At 40.2% G+C, this 24502-nt stretch carries 24 protein-coding genes; 10 read left to right on the plus strand and 14 right to left on the minus strand.

The genetic code is table 11. The annotated features are described in order from the left end of the window. From NTX86_00375 to NTX86_00390, 4 genes are all read left to right on the plus strand, one after another. On the plus strand, positions 1–1307 hold a 1307-nt coding region (locus NTX86_00375; protein MCX5921773.1), incomplete at its 5' end, for a hypothetical protein. 4 nt (positions 1308–1311) lie between these two features. Next, complete coding sequence (locus NTX86_00380) at positions 1312–1677, plus strand: hypothetical protein (protein ID MCX5921774.1); 366 nt, start codon at positions 1312–1314, stop codon at positions 1675–1677. A 22-nt stretch (positions 1678–1699) separates the two neighbouring features. Continuing rightward, positions 1700–1945 (plus strand): hypothetical protein, encoded by a 246-nt coding sequence (locus NTX86_00385; GenBank protein ID MCX5921775.1) that lies wholly within the window; start codon positions 1700–1702, stop codon positions 1943–1945. A gap of 343 nt (positions 1946–2288) precedes the next feature. Beyond that, a complete protein-coding gene (locus NTX86_00390; GenBank protein ID MCX5921776.1) occupies positions 2289–2705 on the plus strand; it encodes a hypothetical protein in 417 nt (138 codons plus the stop codon). Between the two features lie 27 nt (positions 2706–2732). On the opposite strand, the gene NTX86_00395 is transcribed toward NTX86_00390, so the two are convergent. The 3 genes from NTX86_00395 to NTX86_00405 all read right to left on the minus strand — a co-directional run bounded on the left by NTX86_00395 (position 2733) and on the right by NTX86_00405 (position 4735). Then, positions 2733–3017 (minus strand): hypothetical protein, encoded by a 285-nt coding sequence (locus tag NTX86_00395; GenBank protein MCX5921777.1) that lies wholly within the window; start codon positions 3015–3017, stop codon positions 2733–2735. Positions 3018–3108: 91 nt separating this feature from the next. Continuing rightward, positions 3109–3882 carry a carbonic anhydrase gene (locus tag NTX86_00400; GenBank protein MCX5921778.1) on the minus strand — a complete coding sequence of 258 codons (774 nt, stop codon included), beginning with the start codon at positions 3880–3882 and terminating at the stop codon, positions 3109–3111. A 79-nt stretch (positions 3883–3961) separates the two neighbouring features. After that, the gene (locus NTX86_00405; GenBank protein MCX5921779.1) at positions 3962–4735 is read right to left on the minus strand and encodes a methyltransferase domain-containing protein; all 774 of its coding nucleotides are present in this window, start codon (positions 4733–4735) and stop codon (positions 3962–3964) included. Between the two features lie 475 nt (positions 4736–5210). Here NTX86_00405 and NTX86_00410 point away from each other — a divergent pair, with 475 nt between their 5' ends. Then, positions 5211–6023 (plus strand): phosphatase PAP2 family protein, encoded by an 813-nt coding sequence (locus NTX86_00410; GenBank protein ID MCX5921780.1) that lies wholly within the window; start codon positions 5211–5213, stop codon positions 6021–6023. Here NTX86_00410 and NTX86_00415 read toward each other — a convergent pair. Next, complete coding sequence (locus NTX86_00415; protein MCX5921781.1) at positions 6020–6736, minus strand: hemerythrin domain-containing protein; 717 nt, start codon at positions 6734–6736, stop codon at positions 6020–6022. The two genes, NTX86_00410 and NTX86_00415, sit on opposite strands and share 4 nt — an antisense overlap. 215 nt (positions 6737–6951) lie before the next feature. Between NTX86_00415 and rpmE the strand changes: the two genes are divergently transcribed. The 4 genes from rpmE to NTX86_00435 all read left to right on the plus strand — a co-directional run bounded on the left by rpmE (position 6952) and on the right by NTX86_00435 (position 11386). Beyond that, entirely contained in the window at positions 6952–7155 is a 204-nt protein-coding gene (gene rpmE / locus NTX86_00420; GenBank protein ID MCX5921782.1) for a 50S ribosomal protein L31, read from the plus strand. A gap of 12 nt (positions 7156–7167) precedes the next feature. Continuing rightward, positions 7168–8238, plus strand: a complete 1071-nt coding sequence (prfA, locus tag NTX86_00425) for a peptide chain release factor 1 (GenBank protein ID MCX5921783.1) — start codon at positions 7168–7170, stop codon at positions 8236–8238. A 105-nt stretch (positions 8239–8343) separates the two neighbouring features. Beyond that, a complete protein-coding gene (locus tag NTX86_00430; protein MCX5921784.1) occupies positions 8344–9618 on the plus strand; it encodes a NupC/NupG family nucleoside CNT transporter in 1275 nt (424 codons plus the stop codon). Between the two features lie 112 nt (positions 9619–9730). Continuing rightward, complete coding sequence (locus NTX86_00435; protein MCX5921785.1) at positions 9731–11386, plus strand: CTP synthase; 1656 nt, start codon at positions 9731–9733, stop codon at positions 11384–11386. An 89-nt stretch (positions 11387–11475) separates the two neighbouring features. Here the strand turns inward: NTX86_00435 and NTX86_00440 are convergent, their stop codons facing one another. The 3 genes from NTX86_00440 to NTX86_00450 form a co-directional block, all read right to left on the minus strand. Continuing rightward, entirely contained in the window at positions 11476–12471 is a 996-nt protein-coding gene (locus NTX86_00440) for a hypothetical protein (protein ID MCX5921786.1), read from the minus strand. A gap of 209 nt (positions 12472–12680) precedes the next feature. After that, positions 12681–13262 carry a hypothetical protein gene (locus tag NTX86_00445; GenBank protein ID MCX5921787.1) on the minus strand — a complete coding sequence of 194 codons (582 nt, stop codon included), beginning with the start codon at positions 13260–13262 and terminating at the stop codon, positions 12681–12683. Positions 13263–13432: 170 nt separating this feature from the next. Beyond that, entirely contained in the window at positions 13433–14620 is a 1188-nt protein-coding gene (locus NTX86_00450) for a branched-chain amino acid transport system II carrier protein (protein MCX5921788.1), read from the minus strand. Positions 14621–15262: 642 nt separating this feature from the next. Here NTX86_00450 and ppsA point away from each other — a divergent pair. Then, positions 15263–17653, plus strand: coding sequence for a phosphoenolpyruvate synthase (gene ppsA / locus NTX86_00455; GenBank protein ID MCX5921789.1), 2391 nt, complete (start codon positions 15263–15265; stop codon positions 17651–17653). Between the two features lie 47 nt (positions 17654–17700). Here the strand turns inward: ppsA and NTX86_00460 are convergent, their stop codons facing one another. The 7 genes from NTX86_00460 to NTX86_00490 form a co-directional block, all read right to left on the minus strand. Beyond that, entirely contained in the window at positions 17701–18723 is a 1023-nt protein-coding gene (locus tag NTX86_00460; GenBank protein ID MCX5921790.1) for a hypothetical protein, read from the minus strand. 284 nt (positions 18724–19007) lie between these two features. Then, positions 19008–19328, minus strand: coding sequence for a hypothetical protein (locus NTX86_00465; protein MCX5921791.1), 321 nt, complete (start codon positions 19326–19328; stop codon positions 19008–19010). Beyond that, positions 19321–19542: a hypothetical protein gene (locus tag NTX86_00470; protein ID MCX5921792.1), complete on the minus strand. Its 222-nt coding sequence runs from the start codon at positions 19540–19542 to the stop codon at positions 19321–19323. The genes NTX86_00465 and NTX86_00470 overlap by 8 nt, the downstream gene beginning before the upstream one ends. 169 nt (positions 19543–19711) lie before the next feature. Further along, positions 19712–20629: a UTP--glucose-1-phosphate uridylyltransferase gene (locus NTX86_00475; GenBank protein MCX5921793.1), complete on the minus strand. Its 918-nt coding sequence runs from the start codon at positions 20627–20629 to the stop codon at positions 19712–19714. A 15-nt stretch (positions 20630–20644) separates the two neighbouring features. Beyond that, a complete protein-coding gene (gene pheS, locus NTX86_00480; protein MCX5921794.1) occupies positions 20645–21682 on the minus strand; it encodes a phenylalanine--tRNA ligase subunit alpha in 1038 nt (345 codons plus the stop codon). Between the two features lie 89 nt (positions 21683–21771). Then, a complete protein-coding gene (locus tag NTX86_00485; GenBank protein ID MCX5921795.1) occupies positions 21772–22839 on the minus strand; it encodes a prolyl oligopeptidase family serine peptidase in 1068 nt (355 codons plus the stop codon). Continuing rightward, positions 22832–24412, minus strand: coding sequence for a family 1 glycosylhydrolase (locus tag NTX86_00490; GenBank protein MCX5921796.1), 1581 nt, complete (start codon positions 24410–24412; stop codon positions 22832–22834). The genes NTX86_00485 and NTX86_00490 overlap by 8 nt, the downstream gene beginning before the upstream one ends. Positions 24413–24502 lie beyond the last annotated feature (90 nt).

Here is a 24502-nt window from a genome sequence, read left to right on the forward strand (position 1 = left end):
AAAAAGTTAAAGAAAACTTAATACAAACTCAAAAGGCCTTCAATGAGCTGAAGCAACAAGGTATACTTGATAACGATGATCACGAAATGGTACAAGCAGTTGAACGTGCAGTATCTGAACGTGGTGCGCCTATTCATAAAAACTATAATCAATTAACGTCTGAAGCAAAGAAGCTCTTAGCTGATTGTGGTGTTGCCCCAGAAAACTTTGAGGGTATGGTCGGTAATGCATTACAAGTGCATCTCTTTGATCGAACTAATGATGTTATCAATGAATTAGCAAAAATGGATCCTAAATATCTTAGCAATGATCAGACACATGAATACCTACAAGCGGCTTTAGACAGTTGTGCAGATACGGTTTATACGATTAAAAATGGCACACCACAAGAAGCTGTTGCTATGGCAAAGCTGGCCGATACATTCCATCAATGCTTACGAGTGAGTTATGGAATCACTAAAGGCATTGGCTACGGTCTTAAGAATGTCGTTCAAGATACTATTGAGCGTGGCGTATTGCCACAGCAAGTGATGATAGCGAAAAATCTAGCGCAGACATTCCAACTTATAGCGGCATTAAGCCAAACAGAAGATATAGGGGCAGCTATTGGAAAAGCGTATAGCGAATTCCAAAAATTGCCGTTAGAACAGCAAGCTGAACATATCACCACAATAGTTGCTACATTTTTAATACCGGTACCAAGCAAAATAAGTTCTGGTATTGCGAGTGCAAATAAAACTCTCACTAACATTGCCAAGATAGCTAAAAGAGAAGCTGCTGGCATACAATTACTTTGTAAAGTTGAAGGCGCCACGCTTAAACCGGGTCAAATCTTATCTGGAGTTCATGCTACACAAGCACCATTTATGGCAGGATGCCAAAGCGCGATTAAAACGGTTGCTAAAGGAACGAAAGCTTCGAGGCTTATTGGAAGGGCTGAGGAAAAGATTACTGCCGAAATTAGACAAAGTTTAAGATTCCTTCCAGAAAAAGGAGAAATAATCAATGGACGATTTTATACAAAACATGCATTAGAAAGAATGGCCCCAAACACACCGGAAATTATTGCTCAATTGCAAAAACGAGCTATCAACGAGGGGTTCATGCCCGGCACTAAGGAATTTATTGAATACGTGCAGCCAAGAAATATTCCACCTTCAGTAATAGAAGATGCAATCAAAACGATAAATCCAATTATCGGAACTGGGAAACACATAGGTACTTTGGAATATATTAAAGAAAGTGTTAAAATTGTTACCAATCTTAAAGGTGATGTTGTAACAATACATAAAATTTCAGGAAAATAATCCAATGTACTTCAATTTCGAACGTTATGAATTTTTAGAATTTTTTGATACTGAGAAAATCTTGGATGAAGAGATTGGATCAGTCCGGTATACTATTAGATTAGAGCATGATTTTTCGTTTGAAATTTACGTATTAGCCATAGATAAATATATGTCGATAACTCTATACCACAGCAAGTTATCTCATGTTATTTTCAATATAGGTTTTCACGAAATAGATAAAATAAGACTAGAAAAGACGCCTAATGCAACCTTTTTAGTCTTATACAAAGAAGATCCAGAAAAATTCCCTTATCATGATGAAACAACAAGGGAACCTTATTTGAAAATTATGATCAAACCGAGCGTTGCAATTCAGTTAAGTCTTTAATGTGCTCAAAGATTAGGAATCAATGAATACAAGACTACAATTTGGTAAAGAACTGCAAAAGCGAGTAACGGAAAGACAAGATATAGTTCAAATAGGTCGATGGATTTTCACAATATTTTTTAATTGGCCAAATTCCCAGGACAAAGATTTTTTGAATTTACTATTACATCTAAGCACAATGGAAGAAGGTCCTGAATTTGCATTTACTTATGAAGAGTTAAATCAAATAGCTGATGATCTCATTGCTGGTAAGAATGTTAAATTATAGCCGACAAGCTCTAATAAATTTGGGAAAAAATTATGGATGGAAACTTTGAAAAATGCCGTTGTTGTTTTTGTAATAAAGAGATTAAATCTGATAAATTCAATCCCTGTGACTTAATAATAGGTACTAACTGGGATAAACCAAAAGATAAACAACAGAGTCAATTCTTTTGGTGCCACCTTGAGTGCTTCAGAGACAAGTTACATGAAAATATGCGTATTCATTTTTTACTTCACTTGGTTAGTCCAGAGGGTGACATAGAAGTAAAATAGCATGTTAAAATTGAAAACACCTCAAAATAAAAGAATTAGTATGACTAGAACCTTAACATTTAAAAAGATCTAAAGTGGGTCGATACGTACAAATAAAAAAATATAAAAAAGAAGACTCTGTAAATTTTTATGAAGTATCTTCACCAGATTATTCAGATGTAAAGCAATTTTTTATAAGCATTGATGCAGAAAAAAAGACAATATGTTTTTTTAAAACCAATAATTTTTCGCTTCCTGATTATACGATGATTCTCAAATTAAAGCTTTGTGCGATGAGACCTTATATATTGTGTTATGATGTGGTATATCACAATGAAGAAGCTCTCAATTATTTAACTACGATAACCCTCGATTACAGCTTTAATGAGCTCGTGGATTTACTAGCGAAAATGGGTTTTATTTCACCTGGCATAGATAATTTTCAATTAATAACAAAAGAACAAATAGATTCTCTAATTTTAGAAATGAACACAAAGAAAAATGATCTGTAGTCATCTACAAATACTATATATGCAGTACTATTTTTCTGGATTCAAAGCGCAACCTTGTTGGAAGTCAGCTAGCCAAGAAATAAAATTATTTTTATCATGTAAATATGAGTCATCCATATCTAGAATATCAGCTCCTGATAACCTTTTCAAAGCTCTCCATACCACAAAATCATTGATTTCATCTGGATCATTGTTAATCCATGGGCCAGCCCAATCAGATATAGTCTGAGGGGTTAGGGTGCCATTAATTAATGATTCTAGCTTGTCTCTAATTTCTTTGCGGGATGGTAACCCGTTTGAATAAAACGTCATAACTTTCCTAACGAACATTAGTAAATTCACCATTCTATCAAAAATATAAGGATACATGTGTCAACAAGGGGTCTCTCACCTTTGAATTTTTTTACAAAGAACTCCAATTCTTTTTCTGTTGATTATACATGTGGATAGTTCCTGTTGCCAAATCGAAGTACCATGCATGGATTTGGAGCTTTCCTTCTTTAATTCGTTTTTGTATCCATGGGAAGGTTTTTAGATTATTCAGGGAATTTACAAGGGTGTATTGTTCGCATAGGGTTGTCTTAGTTTTTAGCGACTCGGAGCCATACTTTGTGGTGACTTTTTCATAAGCAGGGCGCGCGAGCTCCATCCATTTAGTGATAAAGCTATCGGATTTTTCTTTCTTGAGTTGATCGGTAGCGTTAAAAAGAGATTGAATGCCGCCACATTGCGTGTGACCAAGTATAATAATGTGGTTAACTTCAAGCGCATTTACGCCATATTCTAATGCTGCACTGGTTCCATGGTACGCGCCATCACTTTGGTAGGGCGGTACAAGGTTTGCTACGTTGCGTACAACGAATAGTTCTCCTGGTAGGCAGTTAAAAATCATTGAAGGGTCAACACGTGAATCGGAACATGATATAAGCATAATTTTAGGATTTTGTCCTTCTACGACAAGTTTGTTGTAAAAACTTTTGTAGGGACTTGATGGAGCAAAGTATTTATCGTGAAATTGTTTGTTGCCATCAACAAGTTTTTTGATTTCTTGGGAAGCGCTAGAGGTCTTATGTTGTACGGACAGAGAAGCTTTTTTTGCATGAAGTAACCCAAAGTTGGTTAAATAGATGAGTAGTACAAGAGACTTTAGTATGAATTTTTTTATTGAAGAATGCATAAATTTGTCCTTGCTTTAGGTAAAGACACTTGTTTAATGATAGAATTTTTCAGCTATTTATTGTTAATTGTAGCTGTGCTTACAGCTTTTTTGCAACGGTAAGTATTCGATCGGTTTCTGTTGTAATAAATTCCGATCCATCGATTGAACAGTGGGCAATAAGCTGAAATCCATTCTTTTCTAACATATCTTTGAGTTGTAGGGCAGTATAAATCTGCAGCGTTTGTTCATGGTGAGATACTTTGGGAGTTTCGGCATCTTTTTGAATATAAGAAGTAGTGTAGGAAGTTAGAACGCCTTCAGGATTTATTGTGCTATATTGAATATCTCGAATTTTGGTATCGCCTGTGGTTTTTTGCCAATCAATGGTCAGGGTCGTTATGTTATTATCTTTTGCCAAATACTCTAAATTGTTGATGTCGAATATATATAAGCCACCACTTTTGAGGTTGCTGTTTATATTTCGCATAGCTTTTTCAAAATCAAGGTTAGTAAGGTGTCCTACAGCATTGAAGATGGTAATAACGGCATCAAATTTACCGACATAAAGGTGGCGCATGTCTCCTTCGAGAAATTTTATAGGTAATTTCTCTTGACTGGCTTTATTTTTGGCAATTTTGAGCATGAGAGGATTTATATCTACGCCGATGACATCATAGCCACTTTTTGTAAGCCAGAAAACTTGAGAGCCGGTGCCACAGGAAAGATCAAGAACATTTTTAACGTTATAACTTTTTAGTATATTCTCTATGGTTTGATTGATTACTTTTGAATTCTCTTCATTAAACTCGTCATAGTTCTTGGCTTCTTTATTGTAATGGGATGCCTTGGCGCTCGAGTGGGATGATTTCATAGGATTTCTTTCTAAAGTAAAATTGCAGTTTTGTTATTTATGTATTTATTATTTTTTAATCGATCTTTCAGTCTATCATCAATATTACAAAAACTATTATCTAATATTTTTAGAACCTATCCGGAAAGTCTTCGACAAAGCTCAGACAGGACGGCGGAGAGTTGTTTTTCCCGCCGACGTCCCTGAGCTTTGTCGAAGGGTGTGTCGAAAATTGCGCGTAAATATAATTTCCGGATAGGCTCTTATTTAAGATGACCTGAATGCTCCATGGTTTCTTAATGATCATCTTTATCGCAGTAAGCGCTCAGGCGCTTTAAAAGCTGCCAAAAATGGATCAGGAAATCACCTTATTCTCCAGTCTTTTTGTAGTTTTATTGTTTGTCACTTGATTCTAAAAATTTCTATTTGTTATATTGTATACAAGTAGGGAGTACAAGCATTAGGTAAGGCATGTATATTAAAAGGGGGTTATAAGATGATTAGTACATTATTGCGCAGATTTGTCCTTTCATTTTTATTTCTTTGCACTGTGGCATCAGCAAACTACTTCGATGATAATTATTGTTTAACAAAGCCTACGCGTTGGATTACTAATCTTGCGTCTGACACCGCAAACCTTTTTATAAATTTTGTAGATTTGGATACGGTTAAAACATTCATTTTTACGTTTCCTCTCTATGCAGCGGGCCAGGCTTTTGATGAAAGGCTGCATCATTGCTTTTATGATATGCACCATCACAAAAATATTAACAAATGTCCCTCTATAGCACGAAAGTGGGCTGATACGTGGGCTATACGAACGGTTGCGGCTGTTAATGCTGGTTTTTTATTCTTGTCGAAGAACGAACGACTACGGCAAACGAGTAAGATGTTCCTGATTGGATTACCATTTTTAGTATTAACAACGCATGCTTTTAAGCATGTTTGCTACGGTGAATTTTGTTTGCGCCCCCTGCATGATAAATTTTGTCCAGACCATATAAGAAAACGAGGGGGATTCCCTTCAACGCACGCAGGTGATTTTGCTTTTGCTACCACCTTGTTTGCATTGCAATTTGGTCCTCGAGCAGCAGTACCGTTAGGGCTTGTTGGCGGGGCGGTACTTTGTTCCTTTGTTAATGATAACCGTCACTATCTTTCACAAATAATTGCTGGTGCAGGTTTGGGTGTTGTATTTGCTTTCGCGGCAGATAAAGTCGTTAATAAAAATCTTGCTAGAGATCTCAATATGCATATTGATGTTACGCCACAGGGTAGTCCAGCTCTTGCGTTGTCGTGGAAGTTTTAATCCGTTTTAGGAGTAAACTTCTCAAGGGCGTAAATACCGAGTTCTTTTTCAATAACGACGACTTGGTTGAGTGTTTTCTCAAAACCGTGCTCGCCAAAACGTTCTTCTTCTGTTTTATCAAAAAAAGCACTCAGTTCTTTGAACTTCTCTTCACTAATCAGTGAGCGTACTAGAGGAAATAACACGGTGTTTTCACGGGCTTCGTGCGGGCGATACATAGTGATGAACTTCTTGAGTAAGTTCTTTATGGTCTTTTTAGTGGCTGCGTTAGGGGTGCCAGCTGTTGCAAGTTCTTGTAATTGTGTGGTGATGACTCTGCCTTTTTTGTGTTGGTCTCTCAATGTTTTAACGAGCTTAACTTCTTTTTTTTGTGCCTCAAAAAGGGGAAACACGTAATCTTCTTCCAGTTTTTCGTGATAATCTTCAATAAAGGACTTTATGATGTCGGCTGATCTGCTGAGTGTTGAGATAGGGAATTCTTGCTTGGTATCTATGCGTTTAATGATTTCGTCATAAATCAACAGTAATCGGTTTAAAATACCATGCTCGCGCATTAAATCTTCGGTGAATGGGATGCCGAACTCTTCTATTTTAAATACAGTATCCTCGCTTGATTTATTGTTTTTTTTGTTATTGGCCATGAGGCATGATGGATTTAGGTACCCGAGGGCTATTAAGCCCATGATACACAGGCTGTTTTGTTTGATTTTCATTGAATGATCCTTTTTTTAGGGTCAAATTTAGAGTAGGTTTGCCTGAAATGATAGCATGGGGAGCTGGGCTGGAATCAAGAAAATGGGCTTTTTTTACATAAAGCCACTTGAAATAGGGCTTTTGGTATTTACAATAGCCGTAAATTAGGGGATACTGTAAGGAAGTTTATCTATACGTTTAATTGTTAAAAAGACCCTAGTCCAAGGAAATTTATATGAAAAAAGGTATCCACCCGGAATTGCACCAAATTAACGCACGTTGCGCTTGTGGTAATTCATTCCCAACAACTTCTACCGAAACTGAATTGCGTGTGACGTTGTGTTCAAACTGCCATCCATTCTATACTGGCGCGCAAAAGTTTATCGATACAGCTGGTAGAATTGAAAAATTCCAAAAAAAATTCAGCAAAAAAGCGTAGGCGTAACCTCCTATGGCAATCAAATGGGATGTACTGCAAAAGCGGTATGATGAGCTTGCGCAGATCTTAACCGATCATGCTGTTGATCATTCAAAACGTCATAAGCTTCAAAAAGAGCTCTCGTTTCTTACGGGGATTCTAGCCAAGAATACTGATATTGTTAATCTGCAAAAACAGATTGTGCAAACAGAGTCTCAGGCTGCTGCTACTACCGATCCTGAAATGGCAGAACTATTTGCCGAGGAACGTGCTGAATTACAAGCTAAGCTTAATCAAGAAAAAGTTGAACTTGAAAATCGTATGTTTCCACCGAGTGAGCATGATAATCGTTCGGTGTTTTTGGAAATTCGTGCCGGTACAGGCGGTCAAGAGGCGGCACTTTTTGCGGGCGATTTACAACGCATGTACACCAACTATGCCTTGAGAAAAGGCTGGCGTGTTTCGGTGGAAAGTTCTAGTTCGACGGATCTTGGCGGTGTTCGAGAAGTTGTGCTCAACATTCAAGGGCAAAAGGTTTATGGTCACTTAAAGCATGAATCTGGTGTTCACCGTGTTCAGCGAGTGCCTCTGACCGAAACCCAAGGGCGTGTACATACTTCAACGGCTACCGTGGCAGTATTGCCTGAAGCAGAAGAAGTTGACGTTTCTATCAATCCAGCAGATTTGCGTATAGATGTTTATCGTTCAGGCGGCGCCGGTGGTCAGCACGTTAATACTACTGACTCTGCGGTTCGCATCACCCATATTCCTACCGGAACGGTTGTTGCTTGCCAGGATGAACGTTCTCAGCATAAGAACAAAGCCAAAGCTATGAAGTTGCTGCAATCTCGTATTCTTGCTCATCATTTGGAAAAATCGCATCAAGAATTGAGCGAACAGCGTAAAGAGCAGGTTGGTACTGGTGATCGTGCAGAAAAAGTTCGCACCTACAACTTCCCTCAAAATCGGGTAACCGACCATCAAGTTGATGTGACGCTCAAAAAACTAGATATGGTTATGGAAGGCGCTTTAGATGAAATCATTGATGCGTTGGTTGAAAAAGAGCGGGAAACACGTCGTAAAGAATTTGTTGTTCCTGTTTAAAGACCTTTAGATACATTTTTTCATGCTATATATTTAAAAAACACCCGGGGCTTATCGCCAAGGGTGTTTTGTTTTATAAGAACAATTAAACGCGGGACATTTTTTATGATCTTATTTTCCTATCTCTTAGAATATAACCGTTACATGAACCTTCTTGGTATCGCCGTGATTATTGGTATCGCGGTTTTATTTTCCCAAAAGCGTTCTCATATTAATGTTAGACTTGTTATAAAGGCTTTGCTGCTCCAATGTGGCATAGCCTTTTTTGTTTTAAAAACTACCATTGGACAAACCATACTTGCTCACGTTGCCGCATGTGTATCAAAAATGTATCAATTTGCCGATGTAGGTGCCGGATTTGTTTTTGGCTCTTTAGTTAATGCCAACGGCCCATGGGGGTTCATTTTTGCGATTAAGGTATTGCCCGTTATAATTTTTTTTGGTGCTGTTACCGCATTGCTTTTTCATTGGGGTATTATTCAAATTGCTGTTTCGGGCATTAATCATCTCATTAAGCCATTGCTCGGGACTTCCGGTGCAGAAACATTGTGCGCATCAGCCAATAGTTTCTTAGGGCAAACAGAAGCGCCTTTATTGGTGCGTCATTACTTAAAAGAGATGACCAAATCGGAAATGTTGGTGGTTATGGTCAGTGGTATGGCGACAATTAGTGGTTCAATATTGGTGGTGTTTGCTGCCATGGGTGTTCCAGCGCAGCACATGTTGGCTGCCAGCGTCATGGCTATTCCTGCTTCCATTATGATCGCAAAAATTTTGCTACCAGAGATCGGAACTCCTGCAACATTGGGTACCGTAACTTTAAAAAAAGAATCTGATGCAGGCAATGCCCTCGATGCAATTTCAACAGGCACCTCAGATGGTTTGCAGTTGGCGATTAATGTTGGCGCTATGCTTATAGCATTCCTGGCATTACTGGCGATGATTAATTATGGTTTGGGTGGCATAGCTTTGATAAGCAATGAGTTTTTCTCCTATCTTGGTTTTGCCTTTCGTTTACCCAGCGGTTTTAGTATTGAGACAATCTTTGCTTATTTGTTTGCACCGTTTGGCTATTTATTAGGCTTTACGGGGAGTGAAGCTCTTGCGGCAGGTGAGTTAGTTGGTACTAAAGTAGCAGTTAACGAGCTCGTTGCTTATAGTCAGATGGTCACCATGGGGTTGTCGGCAAGAACTGTTTCTATTATCACCTATGCATTGTGTGGTTTTTCTAACTTTTCTTGTATTGGTATTCAGATTGGTGGTATTGGTGCGTTGGTGCCAGAAAAACGTCCATGGCTTACACAATTAGGCCTTTATGCAGTGCTTGGTGGCACATTATCCAATCTGTTGTCAGCGATGATTGCAGCATTGCTCTTGTAAGCTCGCTTAAAAAATTATAGAATAATGTAACGAATGATTGAGTAATTTATATTACTTCGTTGTTCGTTTTTTTTTGTAAATTTTTTTTGCATCAATTATAGAAGCGGTACATATGACAAAATTTATTGTGGTAACAGGTGGGGTTCTTTCTGGTGTTGGTAAAGGTGTTACGACCGCGTCTTTAGGAAAAATTTTAAAAGAGCATGGCTATAAAACAACGCTCATTAAAATTGATCCGTATATAAACTTTGATGCGGGGACTTTGCGTCCGACTGAGCATGGCGAAGTATGGGTTACCGACGATGGTGGTGAAATTGACCAAGATTTGGGTACCTACGAACGTTTTATGGATGAATCAATTCCTAAAAAAAATAATCTTACCACAGGTCAAATTTATAAAGCGGTCATGGATAAGGAACGTGCAGGGTTCTATTTAGGCCAGACCGTTCAATTTGTCCCACACATTATTGATGAAATTAAAAAACGATTAAAAGAAGCGGCATGTGACCACGAAATTGCGATTGTTGAAGTTGGTGGCACGGTCGGTGATTATGAAAACGTTCCCTTTCTTTTAGCGCTCAAAGGTCTTGACCGCGAAATGGGCGCACAAAGCACCGCGTATGTGTTGGTGACCTATTTGCCTATTCCTGACCATATTGGTGAAATGAAAACCAAGCCAACGCAACAAGCAATCAGATTGCTCGGTCAAGAAGGCATTCTGCCGGACTTTATTATTTGTCGTGCTAAATATCCTTTAGACGCTGTGCGTAGAAAAAAAATAGAAGAGTTCGCCAATATCTCTTCCGATCATGTTATTTCGGCTCCTGATATTGAAACTATTTATCAAATACCGCTTGATCTTGAGCGTGAAGGTTTGGGCGTGAAAGTCTTAGCGCATCTTGGATTAACCTCGCGCAAGCAACCAAATTTAACGCAGTGGCAAGAATTAGTTACGGCGATAAAGAGCCCGGAGCGTCGCGTTACTGTCGCCATCGTTGGAAAATACCTAGAAAGCGGTGATTTTAGTATGACCGATAGTTACGTGTCTATTTATCAAGCTCTTATCCATGCTGGTGCCCAACAAAATTGCGGCATTACCATTAATTGGATTGACGCCAAAACATTTGAAACCGATCCAAGTAAGCTGAGTGAACTTGCAGCGGCAGATGGCGTTATTATCCCTGGTGGTTTTGGTACTGCAGGTGTTGAAGGTAAAATGAAAGCTATTGAATATGTGCGAATTAACAAGATCCCGTATTTGGGCTTATGTTATGGCATGCAATTAGCGGCAGTTGAATTTGCCCGTAATGTATGTGGTTTTTCGCAAGCAAACACGACCGAAGTTGATAAAGATACCTTGCATCCCATCATTGATATTTTACCAACACAAAAACAGTTGCTTGAGTCTTCGGATTATGGCGGTACCATGCGATTAGGTTCTTATTCTGCCGTAGTAAAAAAAGAAAGTTCTGTGGAGCACCTGTATCAAGGAGCATCGGTCATTAAAGATGGGCAGACATTTGTGTCTGAGCGTCATCGCCATCGTTACGAAGTTAATCCGCGCTATGTGCCAGCATTAGAAGACAAAGGGCTTTCGTTCTCTGGCTATCACGTGCGAGAAGATGGCGCTAAGTTGATGGAATTCTTGGAGTTACCTGAACATCCATTTTTTATTGCTACACAAGCGCATCCAGAATTTAAGAGCAGGTTGGGCAATCCTAATCCGTTATTTGCTGGTTTTGTGAAAGCGTGTTCGGTAAAAAGATAGGTTTTATTTAAAGACTTTAGAAAACATAAAAAAGGCTCACTAAATTTTAGTGAGCCTTTTCTGTTGTAATGCGAATGTTAGTTTCGTACTTATCCGAGTAAACCAGTACACCAGTCCATATTGGGGAATGTTGAGGCAGATTGTGTAGGTTGGACAGTCGTTGGTGCCTGTGATGGTGTTGTGATTATAGGCGTTGCAGGAGCTGCTGTAACCATGGGCGCTACCGTGACGACGGTAGGTGCTGCCGGAACGATTGGCGCTAATGGCATAACGGATACGATTGGTACCGTTGGTATTATTGAAGTTCCTGGAACAGTTGGTATGGTTATGGCTGGGGTGCTTGCTGTTTGGTAGCGTGAGTAAACAGGTGTATAAATTCGCGTGTTGCGCCACATTTGCTGGCGCTTAAATTGCTCTGCGGACACTTGTGCCGCCTCAATGGCATATTCTTGAGTAGACATCACCTGCTGGCGGATACTTAATAAGAGTGCTTGTATAAACTTTAGGTTGCCAAGCATGATTCTCAAGGAGTCTTGTTTTTTGCCAAACGACTTAATTAGAGCATGTTTATCTGCATTGTTTGAGCTGATAATAGTGGCCTGCCGTTCAAAAAGTTCAGCGCTCTTTTTCTCTAAATTTCTTATGTGGTTATCAATGTTGTTAACCTGACTTTGGAGTTGTGAAACGTATGTCAAAAAAGGGCGTCGCCCCATTGACTCATTTAATGTATTAAAGAGCGTTTTGAATTTTTCTGCGACTGCAACGTTATATGCTGTAGTTTTTAGAACAGAAAGTTCTTTTTTATAGGTTTCTTGTATTTCGCCGGCATTTTTTTCTGCCTCTAAGCAAAGATCTTCTGCCTGTTTAATAAGTTCAGTATCGGTAATCGGGAGCGCTGCATACTCATAGATGGCTGTTCCCAAGAAGAGTGTGCCGACCGTTGCTGCTGCAATAACGGCCGCTTGTTTGCCGTTAAGGTTGGAGATATGGTTTTTTAGTGATGCTATGTATGAATTGGTATGCGCACTATTTGTAGCTAATGTAAGGAGTATGATGAGCGCTATGGAGCGTTTTGATATAAACATAAAAAGGTTTCCCCTATAACTGAATAGTTAAACTATTAATGATCCCTAGAGATAAGGATAGCATAGGAGCAGGAATGGTCAATTTATTGTTTTTTAATCAAACAAAATAATCGTAATTGAAATTAAGGAGTGCTCCTTGTTTCTTTTCATTTTGTTGCAATAAAAAAGGCCCATCCGGAGATGAGCCTTTTTTTATAAGATCAAACTTGTTATCTTTGTACGCATTTAATTGGTAATTTACCTGGTGTTCCTAAAAACACATTCAAGCCAGCATCAGAGAATTTGAAGAATCCTGTGCCTAGATGTTTTGTTCTTTCAACGAATTTCTCACAGAAGGTTCCTTCAGTGGTATCGGCAGCTATTTGAGCAACAATCACGAGGGTAGCGGTTATGCCAACTGCTGTCAGTATAGACTTAAAGTAATAATGGAACCAGCCACCAAGTCCTTTAGGATAAGCAGCGCTAGATACGGTTAATCTGCCACTTTCCATGTCGATCATAGCATAAGGTTTTCTGCCTTTGTGGCCAATTAAGCCGTCATCTAAAAGATAAAAAAGATTGTCTGTTACGTTCTCTCCAACAAAAAGTTCATCTAAATTATAGCGTGCAGGTTTGTTGCCGCCTTCACGGGTATAAAAACGGAGGGTAGCGGCAAAAAGCGCAGCGACGGCAGTTGTTTTTACTGCATCTTTAGGAGATGGTAAATAATCAGTGACGGTGAATGCTTGTGCGGGGACTGTATTTAACAGTGAAGCAATAGTCAGTAGGCAGAGAGCCATTTTCTTAAACATGTTTGTAAAACCTTTTTTGATTAATGATTGATAATGAGATATTGATACTACTTAATTAAGCGGCACCAATATACTCATTGGTTGCAAGCATGTCAATGGAAACGAAAGCGCCCAAGGGCTTAGAAGAGTCCTTGGGCGCGAAGTTTTGCAGTTCTTGTTGTAGTCTATTGTTAGTAAAGATAGCTGATTAATGCTGCAACAAAAGTAATGATTGCAGGGATAACGATCGGCTTAAAATCAAACAATTTGTAAGCAATATTGCAGAAAGTGATGGTGATTAATATGGGATAGCCTACATAAGTTATTGGTCCACCGGTTAGTTTAAGTACGTGTCCTAATCCAAAGATTGAAAGAGGTAGGCATGCTAGTAGCGTTAACCCCAGGCATGTTGAAAAGCTTAAATGATTATGCAATAGAGTAAACTGTGTATATTCAGCAACAACGGCGCTCAAAGCAATAGCTGTTGATAGACAAGCCATTAATACTGCGGTTGCAATAATAAAGGCGCCATAGGAACCAAGAACGTTGAAGGCTATTCCGCGGAACAATTCTCCAGCGTTTGCTCCTTCAAGGCCATGACCGTGATAAGCACCCAAGATGCTCATGCCGATATACACAAGACCGAGTAAGGTTACACCAAGTATGCCTGATTTAAGGCCAACCCACGCAAGAAGACGCGGTTTTTGCGCTAGTTGTTGTCCAAGAGTTTTTTTCAAAATGTTTAATACAATGGCAGAGAAAAATAATGCACCAAAAAGGTCCAGTGTTTCATAGCCGGTCATAAGACTTGATTTGAAAATTTCAAAAGGAGGGTTTGTGTTAGGCGTCAGGTAGCTCGCGCTAAAAATACCTTTAGTGATAATGATGATTAACGATACAAGGAGTGCGGGACTAATAACATTGCCTAAGATATCAACGATTTTATTCTCGCGGTAGGTTGCAAGAAAGGTAATGCCAAGGAAAATGATGCTAAAAACGCATGAAGATAATGGGGTGATTACTTGCAAAAAGTTCCATGGTATGAATGGTGCAATCATGGTATGGGATAAGGTAGTGATACGCGGAATGGCAATGATAGGCCCGATGATCATCATGCAGATCCATATCAATATGCCGCCTGGAATTTTGCCAAGACGATTAAAAAACTGTTCGTAGTTACCATCAAAAAGAATCATGCCGATTAGGCCTGCTAGGGGAATACAGACAGCCGTTAGAAAAAAACCCGCAATACCAATACCAAGTTGACTTCCTGCGGTCATGCCGACGACGAGCGGGTACATTAAATTACCTGCGCCGAAAAGCATTGAGAATACAGCAAGACCTGTTGTTACGGTATACGATTGTAAAGGGTTTTTCATGAGACCATCCTTAATGGTTGTACGGTTATTTTATGGTGATCCATAAAATGATTAATGTGATGATAATGATAGCTATAATTGACAACGTTAATACAATATTTTTTTGTTGACAATTAAATAAAGAGTATATCGATTTAATCATGTTTTGCAAATTGGCACCATGGTATAAGAAGGTCGCAAAGCAGGGTTATAGGCACTCGCTGATTATTGGTGTTTAGATCCGTTATGTTTGTTGTTCTTGCAAAAAAATCCTTAAACCTCGCTCGCCCTGAGTGTTTTACCAAAAAAATTTTTGGTTATACCATACAAGTAACAGACATAGAAAAAGCGCTATCCACCGCTCGCCCTGAGTGTTTTTTGAAATGCGTAGCATGAAAAAAATGTAACGAACGGGTCGGGGGACAAATGGCTTACAATTGTAAATTTTTTTAGATCCGACCCTTCGATACTATTCTTTTCAAGAATCACTCAGGGCGAGCGGATCTGCGCTGCTTTTGTGTAGTTGTGAATTGTTTTAACTAATATTGTTCTTCAGGCAAGACGGCGTTCTGGCTATATTCTTTTTTCATTGTCTTATCCCCTATCTTTTTTTCTATAGTAGTTAATAAGTTTTAAATTCAATGTCAGTGTTAGGTGGTAACCATGAAATTTATAAAAAGATTTGATGAAGTTTGCATGCAGGATATTGCCCAAGTAGGCGGCAAAAATGCCTCATTAGGTGAAATGATCGGCGCATTGAGCAAGCAAGGCGTTCGCTTGCCCACCGGGTTTGCCATTACTTCTGATGCCTATTGGCATTATCTTGAGTTTAATCATCTGCTAGAGCCCATGAAAAAGATTATGGCTACGCTGGTGGACGTGCGTGATTTTGCAAAGCTTAAAGAAGTTGGTCGTTCTATTCGTACCATGCTTGAAAAAGCCACTATGCCCGATGATTTAGCGCAAGAAATAGCCGCAAGCTATCAAGCGCTTTCAAAACAATACGGAGTCGATGCGTGTGATGTTGCGGTACGCTCATCGGCAACGGCAGAAGATTTGCCGACTGCTTCTTTTGCAGGGCAACAAGAGACCTATCTTAATATTCGTGGTGTAGAAACTCTTTTGCTAGCCACACAAAAATGCATTGCCTCATTGTTTACCGATCGCGCCATTGTCTACCGTATTGAAAATAAATTTGACCATTTCAAGGTCGCGCTTTCGGTTGGCGTGCAAAAAATGATTCGTTCAGATTTAGCTTGTTCTGGCGTTGCATTTTCTTTGGATACTGAAACTGGTTTTAAAGATGTGGTGATGATTAATGCATCATATGGCCTGGGAGAGAGTATTGTAAAAGGGCTGGTTATCCCTGATGAATATAGTGTATACAAACCAGCACTCGAAAAAGGTTTTGATTCGATTTTGAAAAAACAGATTGGTGACAAGCAAACGAAGATGATTTATACCGACAATGCTAACGATCCTGTTGCTACGGTTGAGGTCGCTGAGGTTGATCGTAAAAAGAGTTGTCTGAATGTTCAAGAAATAGTTGAACTTGCAAAAGATGTTGTGCTTATTGAACGGTATTATTCCGCTCTTAAAGGTTCTTGGTCTCCTATGGATATTGAATGGGCAAAAGATGGCCTTGATAATAAGTTGTACATTGTGCAGGCGCGCCCAGAAACAGTGCATGCAAGTCAGGAGCATGTGCATACCTTAACGCGTTATGAACTTAAATCAGGGCAAAAGCGCATTGTAGCGACGGGGCAAAGTATAGGGCAGCGCATTGTGTCTGGCACGGCACGGGTCATAAAGAGTGCCGATGACATTGGCCAGGTTCAGGATGGCGACATTTTGGTCACCCAAATGACTGACCCCGATTGGTTACCAGCAATGAAAAAAGCCGTTGGCATTGTGACCGAACGGGGTGGCAGAACCTGTCATGCGGCTATTGTGAGTCGCGAGCTTAACATTCCTGCCATTGTCGGCGTGCAGGATGCTACAACGGTCATAAAAAATGGCCAACAGATTACGTTGGATTGTTCGGAGGGGAAAACAGGTTGCGTGTATGATGGTGTGATTGCTTTTGAAAAAACTACCACCACGCTTACAACATTACCTAAACTTCCGGTTGAACTTATGGTGAATGTTGCTGATCCTGACAATGCTTTTACGTCTGGGCTTTTACCGGTCGATGGTGTTGGTTTAGCTCGTTTAGAATTTATTATTAATAACGTGATTAAAATTCACCCCATGGCGTTGTTGCATCCAGAAAAAATTACTGATAAAAAAACACAGGATACCATTGAAGCGTTAACCTATGGTTATAGCGACAAGAAAGAGTTTTTTATCGATCGTTTATCACAAGGTGTGGGCATGATTGCCGCTGCTTTTTACCCACGCCCAGTGATTGTGCGGTTGTCTGATTTTAAAACCAATGAGTATCGCAATTTGATTGGCGGTAGTTATTTTGAACCAGAAGAAGAAAACCCTATGCTCGGGTTTCGTGGTGCATCGCGCTACTATAACGAACGCTATCGTGAAGCTTTTGCTCTAGAATGCGCAGCGTTAAAAAAGGTTCGTGAGGGCATGGGGCTAACCAATGTGAAAGTCATGGTGCCGTTTGTGCGTACGGTGACTGAAGCAGAGCGTGTTTTGCAAGAAATGGCTAAACATGGCTTGGAGCGTGGCAAAGATGGGCTTAAAATTATCATGATGTGCGAGATTCCATCCAACGTTATTTTGATTGATGAGTTTAGCCAGTTGTTTGATGGCTTTTCTATTGGGTCGAACGACCTTACACAACTCACGCTGGGCGTTGATCGTGATTCTGAATCTTTATCGAAATTATTTGATGAGCGAGATCCGGCTGTTCTTGCCATGTTGCGCATGGCTGTTGAAGGTGCCAAGCGAAATAAAAAGCATAGTGGGATTTGTGGCCAGGCGCCATCAGATTACCCTGAAGTTGCGCAGTTTCTTATCGATCTTGGTATTGATTCGTTATCGCTGAATGCCGATTCAGTTTTGCCGTTTTTGCTCAGATATGTAAAGCAATAAAATAGGGAGACTCGTGTCTCCCTATAAGTCAAATAAGCTGATGGTTTTTAATTATTAAGACCAATAAGTTCGGTTAATTCACTTAAGATATTATAGGCGATGTTGCCGATTAATGGTGTTTTACCATCGGAACTCAACGCTTGATTCATTGAATCTATATATATAATTTCACCGTCTACATAGGCCGCCATCACCCAATGTCCACCGGTATTGCATATAAAATAGGCTTCTTGTTTGTTTTTAATAGCCTCAAGGCGATTTTGTAGTTCTTTTGCTTTTGTTTTTCCCGTTAAGCCGTTGTCGTTTAGGTCGCACAGAAAAACCGCTTTTTTGGTTTTTTGGTCATAGTCGACGATATACACGTTGCTGCCATCAAAAAGCTTATATTGGTTGTTGTAGGCAATAATCTGGTCGTAACCTATGTCGGTTAATTGTATTAAATCTGCCATTTCTTGAGCTTCTTTTACGATGGTATCTTTTGTCAGTTCTTGCTGTGTTGCATGCAATACTTGTATTGCTCGTACGTATGACATTGCATGATAACCGCATGAAGAGCCTTTTTGCTGGGGTACTTCTATTTGCTTAGTGAAATTCAGACCTTGGCACAATGTTTCTCCATGCATGCGATTTTGGCCAGATTCTTTTAAGCTTGCTTCGAGTGCTTCTTCTAGGCCTTGAAATTCAGATGCTTCTGCTTTAGCTTTATACTCTTCTTCGGTGCTCGCCATACTGGCGTTTGAGTTTGCATTATTTTTATGTGATGCAGATTTAGTAAGAGCTTCTAAGCGACTTTGTTCTAGTGCTTTGGTAAGTTCCTCTTTCTCTTGATTTTGCAGATTTTTTTGTTGTGCTTGTTCAAGCTTTAAAGATGCAGCTAGGGCAGTTGCCAATACAGCATCTTCTTTTTTTTGTTGAGCACTTGGCTGAGGAGCTACCTTTTTTTGAGCCACTTTATTTGTTTTTGTTGCGTGATTCTTTGTTTTAGTTTTGCTCATTGCCCCAAGGTGTAAGCCAGAAAGCATTAACGCTCCGGTGATGATAGCGAGTAATAATTTTTTTAAGCTTTTCATAGTTAATCCCTCCATAAAGGTTTATTTTACTTCTTTTATTTAAATACCCATGATTCAAGGTATTTAATATAAGTATGGCTATTTTGGAGAAATTGTCAATTTATTTATATTTGTAATGATTTCTGTGATTTTTAACCTGGAATGAGGTTGGGAATGATGCCGGGATACCTCTGTTTGGGTCAAAATTTGACTTTAGGGAGCGACTTGGGCTCGCTAGGTAAATTTTGACTAAAGATCAGGATCGAAAGTCTTGGGGCCAAAATGGCCCCATTTAGACTATATTCTTAGTAGTTATAACTTAGAGTGCCTATCGGTAAGCCGTAAGGGGCTTTTGGGACCTTGATGGGTGTCTTTGGCATATCCTTGGCTTCTATAATAATGAGAAGTTTTGGATCTCTGCAGTGATCACACTCGTAGCATCGTCCCATTTTGGCAAATATTTTATGACGCTTTGTGCAAGGACAGTCGCATTCGACCGGGTGCCACTCATGGTAATCTATGCCTCCCTTGTTCGGCGCGCGATTGGTCATACAGCCCACCTCAGCTACAGCCAGTTGCGCTGGATACAAGGCAAGCAGTAAGAAGAATTTGAGGCTATTACGCATTGTCGGCCTCCTGGGTGATTTCTAGTTTTTCAGTTTCATCTTCTTGTTTTGCTTCTTCTGCTTCTTGAATTTCTTCTGCAAAGAATGCAGGAGCAGCTTTGTGCACGCGGCCAACGCAGGTTGGGCATGCATCGGCTAACGATATGAATCCTATCGCTAGTGCGAGCACACTGCGCAGTGTGAGTAGTTTTATGATAGAAAATTTATTGTTCATTGTGTCCCCCATTGTTATCTTTGTTTCCTGGTAATCATTATCAACTGAATGATTTCAATGATAATAATATCATGATTGATTTTCAAATAGCAATTATTTGAGTGCAAGGATTAGAAAGGACTGGTGAATAAGGGAAAGTTTTAGAACGGGGGCAAGGGGTCTTTGGTTCCTAAAGAGTGTGAGAAATATTCTTATGCTGATTATATAGGAATGAATCCATGGTAGAGCGCTCATTCAAGAACTTATTAATAGCGGGTGCATATTCAGGGTGTTGCAACGACATGCTAATGACTGCCTTAATCCATCCAATAGGCGTGCCAATATCATAACGGGTTCCCTGGATTTTATAGGCAAATACCTTCTCGTTATTCTTCATCATATGGCTAATGCCGTCGGTGAGTTGTAATTCTCCCATGGCGTAGGTGCTGATATCGTTTAATGATTCAAAAATTTTATGAGAAAGTACGTAGCGGCCAATGATAGCCAAGTTGGATGGGGCATCTTTTTGTGATGGTTTTTCAACCAGATGAGAGACTTGAAATAGGTTAGGGGTAATTTGTTTTTTTATTGCAACGACGCCGTAGGATGAAATGCAGTCCATGGGCACTTCTTGCACCGCAATGACGCTTGCTTTTTCTTGGCGTGCAATTCTAATCAATTGTTCAAGGCCAGGTTGTTTGCTCACGATAATATCATCAGGTAAAAATATGCCAAAATATTCTTTGCCAATAGTGTGCCGTGCCATCCATACCGCATGGCCAAGTCCCATAGGTTCTGGTTGACGAATGTAGCTAAATTGAGCAGCGCGAATCAGTCTATCAAGTTCGGTCGTCAAAGAACTTTTATTGCGTTCTTTCAAGAGCATTTCTAGTTCTATATTAGGGTCAAAATAATTGGCGAGTGCCTGTTTTTCTTTGCTGGTGACAATCGTAAAATTGGTAATAGACGATTGAATACCTTCTTCAATAATATAGTGTATGGCTGGTTTATTCAGCAGAGGGATCATTTCTTTAGGAACTGATTTAGTAAAAGGCATAAATCGCGTGCCGAGGCCGGCAGCGGGAATAATTGCTTTCGTGATATCCATGAGCATCCTTTATCATTAAAATTGATCGAGGAAATGCACCTTGCTGCTGTGGAATAAGCGAATATCGTTAATGCCGTATTTTATCATTGTCAGTCGCTCAATGCCAAACCCAAAGGCAAAACCCGAATATACTTCAGGGTCAATACCACTGGATCTTAGAACATTCGGATGGACAAGTCCAGCTCCAAGTAATTCAATCCAACCCGTGTGCTTGCAGGGTGAGCAACCTTTGCCGCCACAGAATGGGCATGATGCGTCAATTTCTACGCCTGGTTCCACAAAGGGAAAGTAGCCTGGGCGAACACGAATATTAAGATCTTCTTTTTCAAAAAATGCTTGCAAGAATGCTTTGGCGGTAGCCAAAAGATTAGCGATAGAAACATCCTTGGCGATCACTAATCCCTCACCTTGGGTGAATTGGAAGTCGTGGGATGCATCGGTAGCTTCGTTACGGAACGCTCTGCCGGGGGCAAAAATAGCCAAGGGCAAACTTTTATGTTCCATGCTATGGGTTTGTACGGTTGATGTGTGTGTGCGCAGGAGCATGCCAGGAATGGTCAGCCAGAAGGTGTCGTGCATATCGCGCGCTGGATGATCTGAGGGAATATTAAGCGCTTGGAAGTTGTAGTAATCGGTTTCTACTTCCGGACCATCGGCAATGTCGTAGCCCATGGAAATAAAGATATTTTCCAAATCTTGGGTCACTTGTGTGTAAATATGCGTGTGGCCTGGGAGCGTTGTTGCTTTGTAGGCCGTAACATCAAAGTCTTTTTGTTTTTCTAAGGCCTCATGCACAATCGCATCACGTAATGTTTTTTGTGTTGTGTTGTAGGTAGTTTCAGCTAATTGTTTTAATGCATTGAGTGCTGGGCCAGCTGCCTTTTTTTCTTCTAACGATAATGTTTTTAGTTGATTCATGAGCTCGGCTAAATGGCCATTGCGGCCCAAAAAGGCGATACGCGCATCTTCAAGTTCTTTTTGGTCTTTTACTGACGCAAAAGTTTTTATTAATTGAGATGTTATTGTCGTTATTTGATCGTGTAAAGTTGCCATAGAGATATCCAGAACGCATGAGTACTAAGTTAGTATAATTACTACGCATTCAGCTTAACAAAGAGGGTGGTGCTTTGCAATTATTACAATTATAGAGGCTGGCACTGGTCAAAGAGAGAGGCGCCCAAAGTTGCCAATGCTGGGTCATGGGGCAATCCATATTTTTTATAGAATGCATGCGTCACGTGCTGGTAGTTGTGGCAATCTGAATCATATAAGATTCTGCCATGGCGGCCGGTTTCAGCAGTATATATATGAACTTTAGTGTGTCCGCTCTTTTTCAATGCTTGATACAATGCCGTGGTGCTTTCTGCAGGTACAAGTTTATCTTGCTTAGAACAGACGAGTAAAATAGGTAGTTCTTTGTCGATTGTTTCAACCATATCTTTGGCGCATATGCCGCTCGTGCTATGTTGCCAGAATACGGCACTCATAATCCAATGCGCAATTGTTTGCATGCCGGGCACACCATCTAAATGCATTTTTTTGAGCATATTTTTTGCTATAGAATGCGTTGCATCAAAAGGTGATTCAACCACAAGAGCTTTGACGTTTTCGGGTTTATGAAGTCCCATAAAATTTAAGATAGTCGTAGCCCCGCGCGACATGCCAACAAGAATGACATCTTTATTTGATGCACCCTGCTCGTTGAGTGTAGCAATGGTTTGCTCATAGGCGCTTTTAAGGCCCATTACTTCATGGTGTTGTCCAAGGCCCGTTTGGGTAAAGTTTACGCGCCAAAAATGTTGTGTGACATCAGGAAAATCATAGGTAAACAACTGCCCGTCAATGATAAAAGGGCGATTGGAAGGTTTTTTTATATACCACAATGCTTGTTTGTGCGATTCGGCAAGTCCGTGTACTAATAAGTAATTTCCTTGTGCAGTAGTTGCGGTAGATTGTGGTGCACTGTAATTGACCAACTCGACTTGGATCTGTTTGTTGTGCGACATAATTTGCGTGGTCGCATAGGAAATGCCATATGCTGCCGTTGCAACGGCAAGTGTGGTAAGTGCCGGATGCTGTTTGCATGCAGCGGTAATGGTACTGACTAATGTGCCTGCATCAGGCACATTAGCATGGGATGTGTCAGGTAGTGTGGTAAGCAGTATAGCCGCCAACCACACCAAACATTTCTGAGTAGGTTTTTTAATCATTTTTTGATTCATCGTTTGATGATGTTGTATTTTTTGCAATAGTATCAAGATAAAACTGGCTTCCTGGTTTTAACGTGCGTTCTTGCGTGTCAAAATCTACGTGATAAATGCCATATTTTTTCTTGTAACATCCCCATTCATAGTTGTCCAGCAGTGACCAGTACATATATCCCTTGACGTTGTAACCGTCCTTTATTGCTTTCGATAAAGCAAAAAGATATTTTTTAAAGAATCGGTCACGTTGATTTTCGTCAGTAGTAGCGATGCCATTTTCCGTGACATACAGAGGGATGCCGAGTGGTTTTGCCACACAGTCTGACATCTCCTTAATGGCACGGTAGAGGCCTTCTGCGTAGATGGTGTACCGTTCATTATTGGTTGTCTCTTCGCCTTCAAATCTGACAACCTTAAAGTTCTTCATGCATCCGTGTGAGTAGTAATTGACACCCACAAAATCTAAAGCGCCAATGGCTTGCGCGTTGGTATGATTCATGTCGGCTTTAAAGGGGATGTAGACCTTGAAGTTACCTTTGGTGAAGTAATCAAAAAAGCAGGTATCAACGATTTTTTTACCCATGGAGCAGGCTAATCTATCCAATGGATTGTAAGGATTGTGCGGATCAAGTTGTAACATGTTTTTGAGTATGCCGATGCGTGCTGTTTTGTATTTCGGCTCATTTTTAATGGCATGATACGTTTGCACATGCGCTTCAAGAAGATTTTTATACACCTCAGCGCATAATTGCATATCTTTTTTTGGCACCAGTCTACCAGCAGGTTTGGTGCAGGTTAAATAACCTTGCGCTGCGTAGCCATCGGGTGAATTGAAGGTAAACCATAATGGATTAAATTTATGTAAGCGTTTAATCACCGCTGTAGTATAGTGCACGTAGCACGCAATATTTTCGCTTTTTTCAAAGCCGTACTTGTCCATAAACCATAACGGATCAGTGTAATGGTGCAAGGTTATGCAGGGTTGTATGCCGTTATTTATTAACTCTTGGCATACATCTTCATAATGTTGCAACGCGGTTTCATCGAAGGTGCCTTCTTGAGGTTCAACCTTGCTCCATTCTATTGAAAAGCGGTATGAGTTAACGCCAAGCTTTTTCATTGCTTGGATGTCAGATTTGTAGAGATTCCAGTGGTCGCACGCTTCGCCCGATGGGCTTTCTACTCTGCTTTTTCCTGTTTCGTCCGTGGCTTTTTCCCAGGCAGACCAGGTATTATTGGTGCAGTTACCCTCTACTTGATGGGCTGAGGTTGCTGTGCCCCATAAAAAGCCTTCAGGAAAGGTTTGAGGTGTTTGGTAATCAAGTGTGCTCCAATCCCATGTGAGAGGCATGTATGCTTGTGCAACCTGGTAGTTATACATGAAGCCCAATGCTGAGCTGGTTGCTACGAGCGTTGCGACTTTATTATTACGCAATGATGTGCCCAGGCCAGATGCCATTGATCTGAGGTAGCTCATAGGGCTTGTGATGGCTGGACTGAGTATTAACCCTAAGCATAAAAATGCTGTCGCGATTGAGCGTTTTTGTGATGATTTCTTTGATGGGATCGTAGTTTTCATAACTTCTCCATTAATAGTATACAATAGTGCCCTCAATGGACTTCTTACCTCTATTCTAGAGTAGCAGAAGCGGGGAGCTTGTAAAATGCC

This window comes from Candidatus Dependentiae bacterium, from assembly GCA_026389015.1.
GTDB lineage: Bacteria > Babelota > Babeliae > Babelales > Vermiphilaceae > JAPLIR01.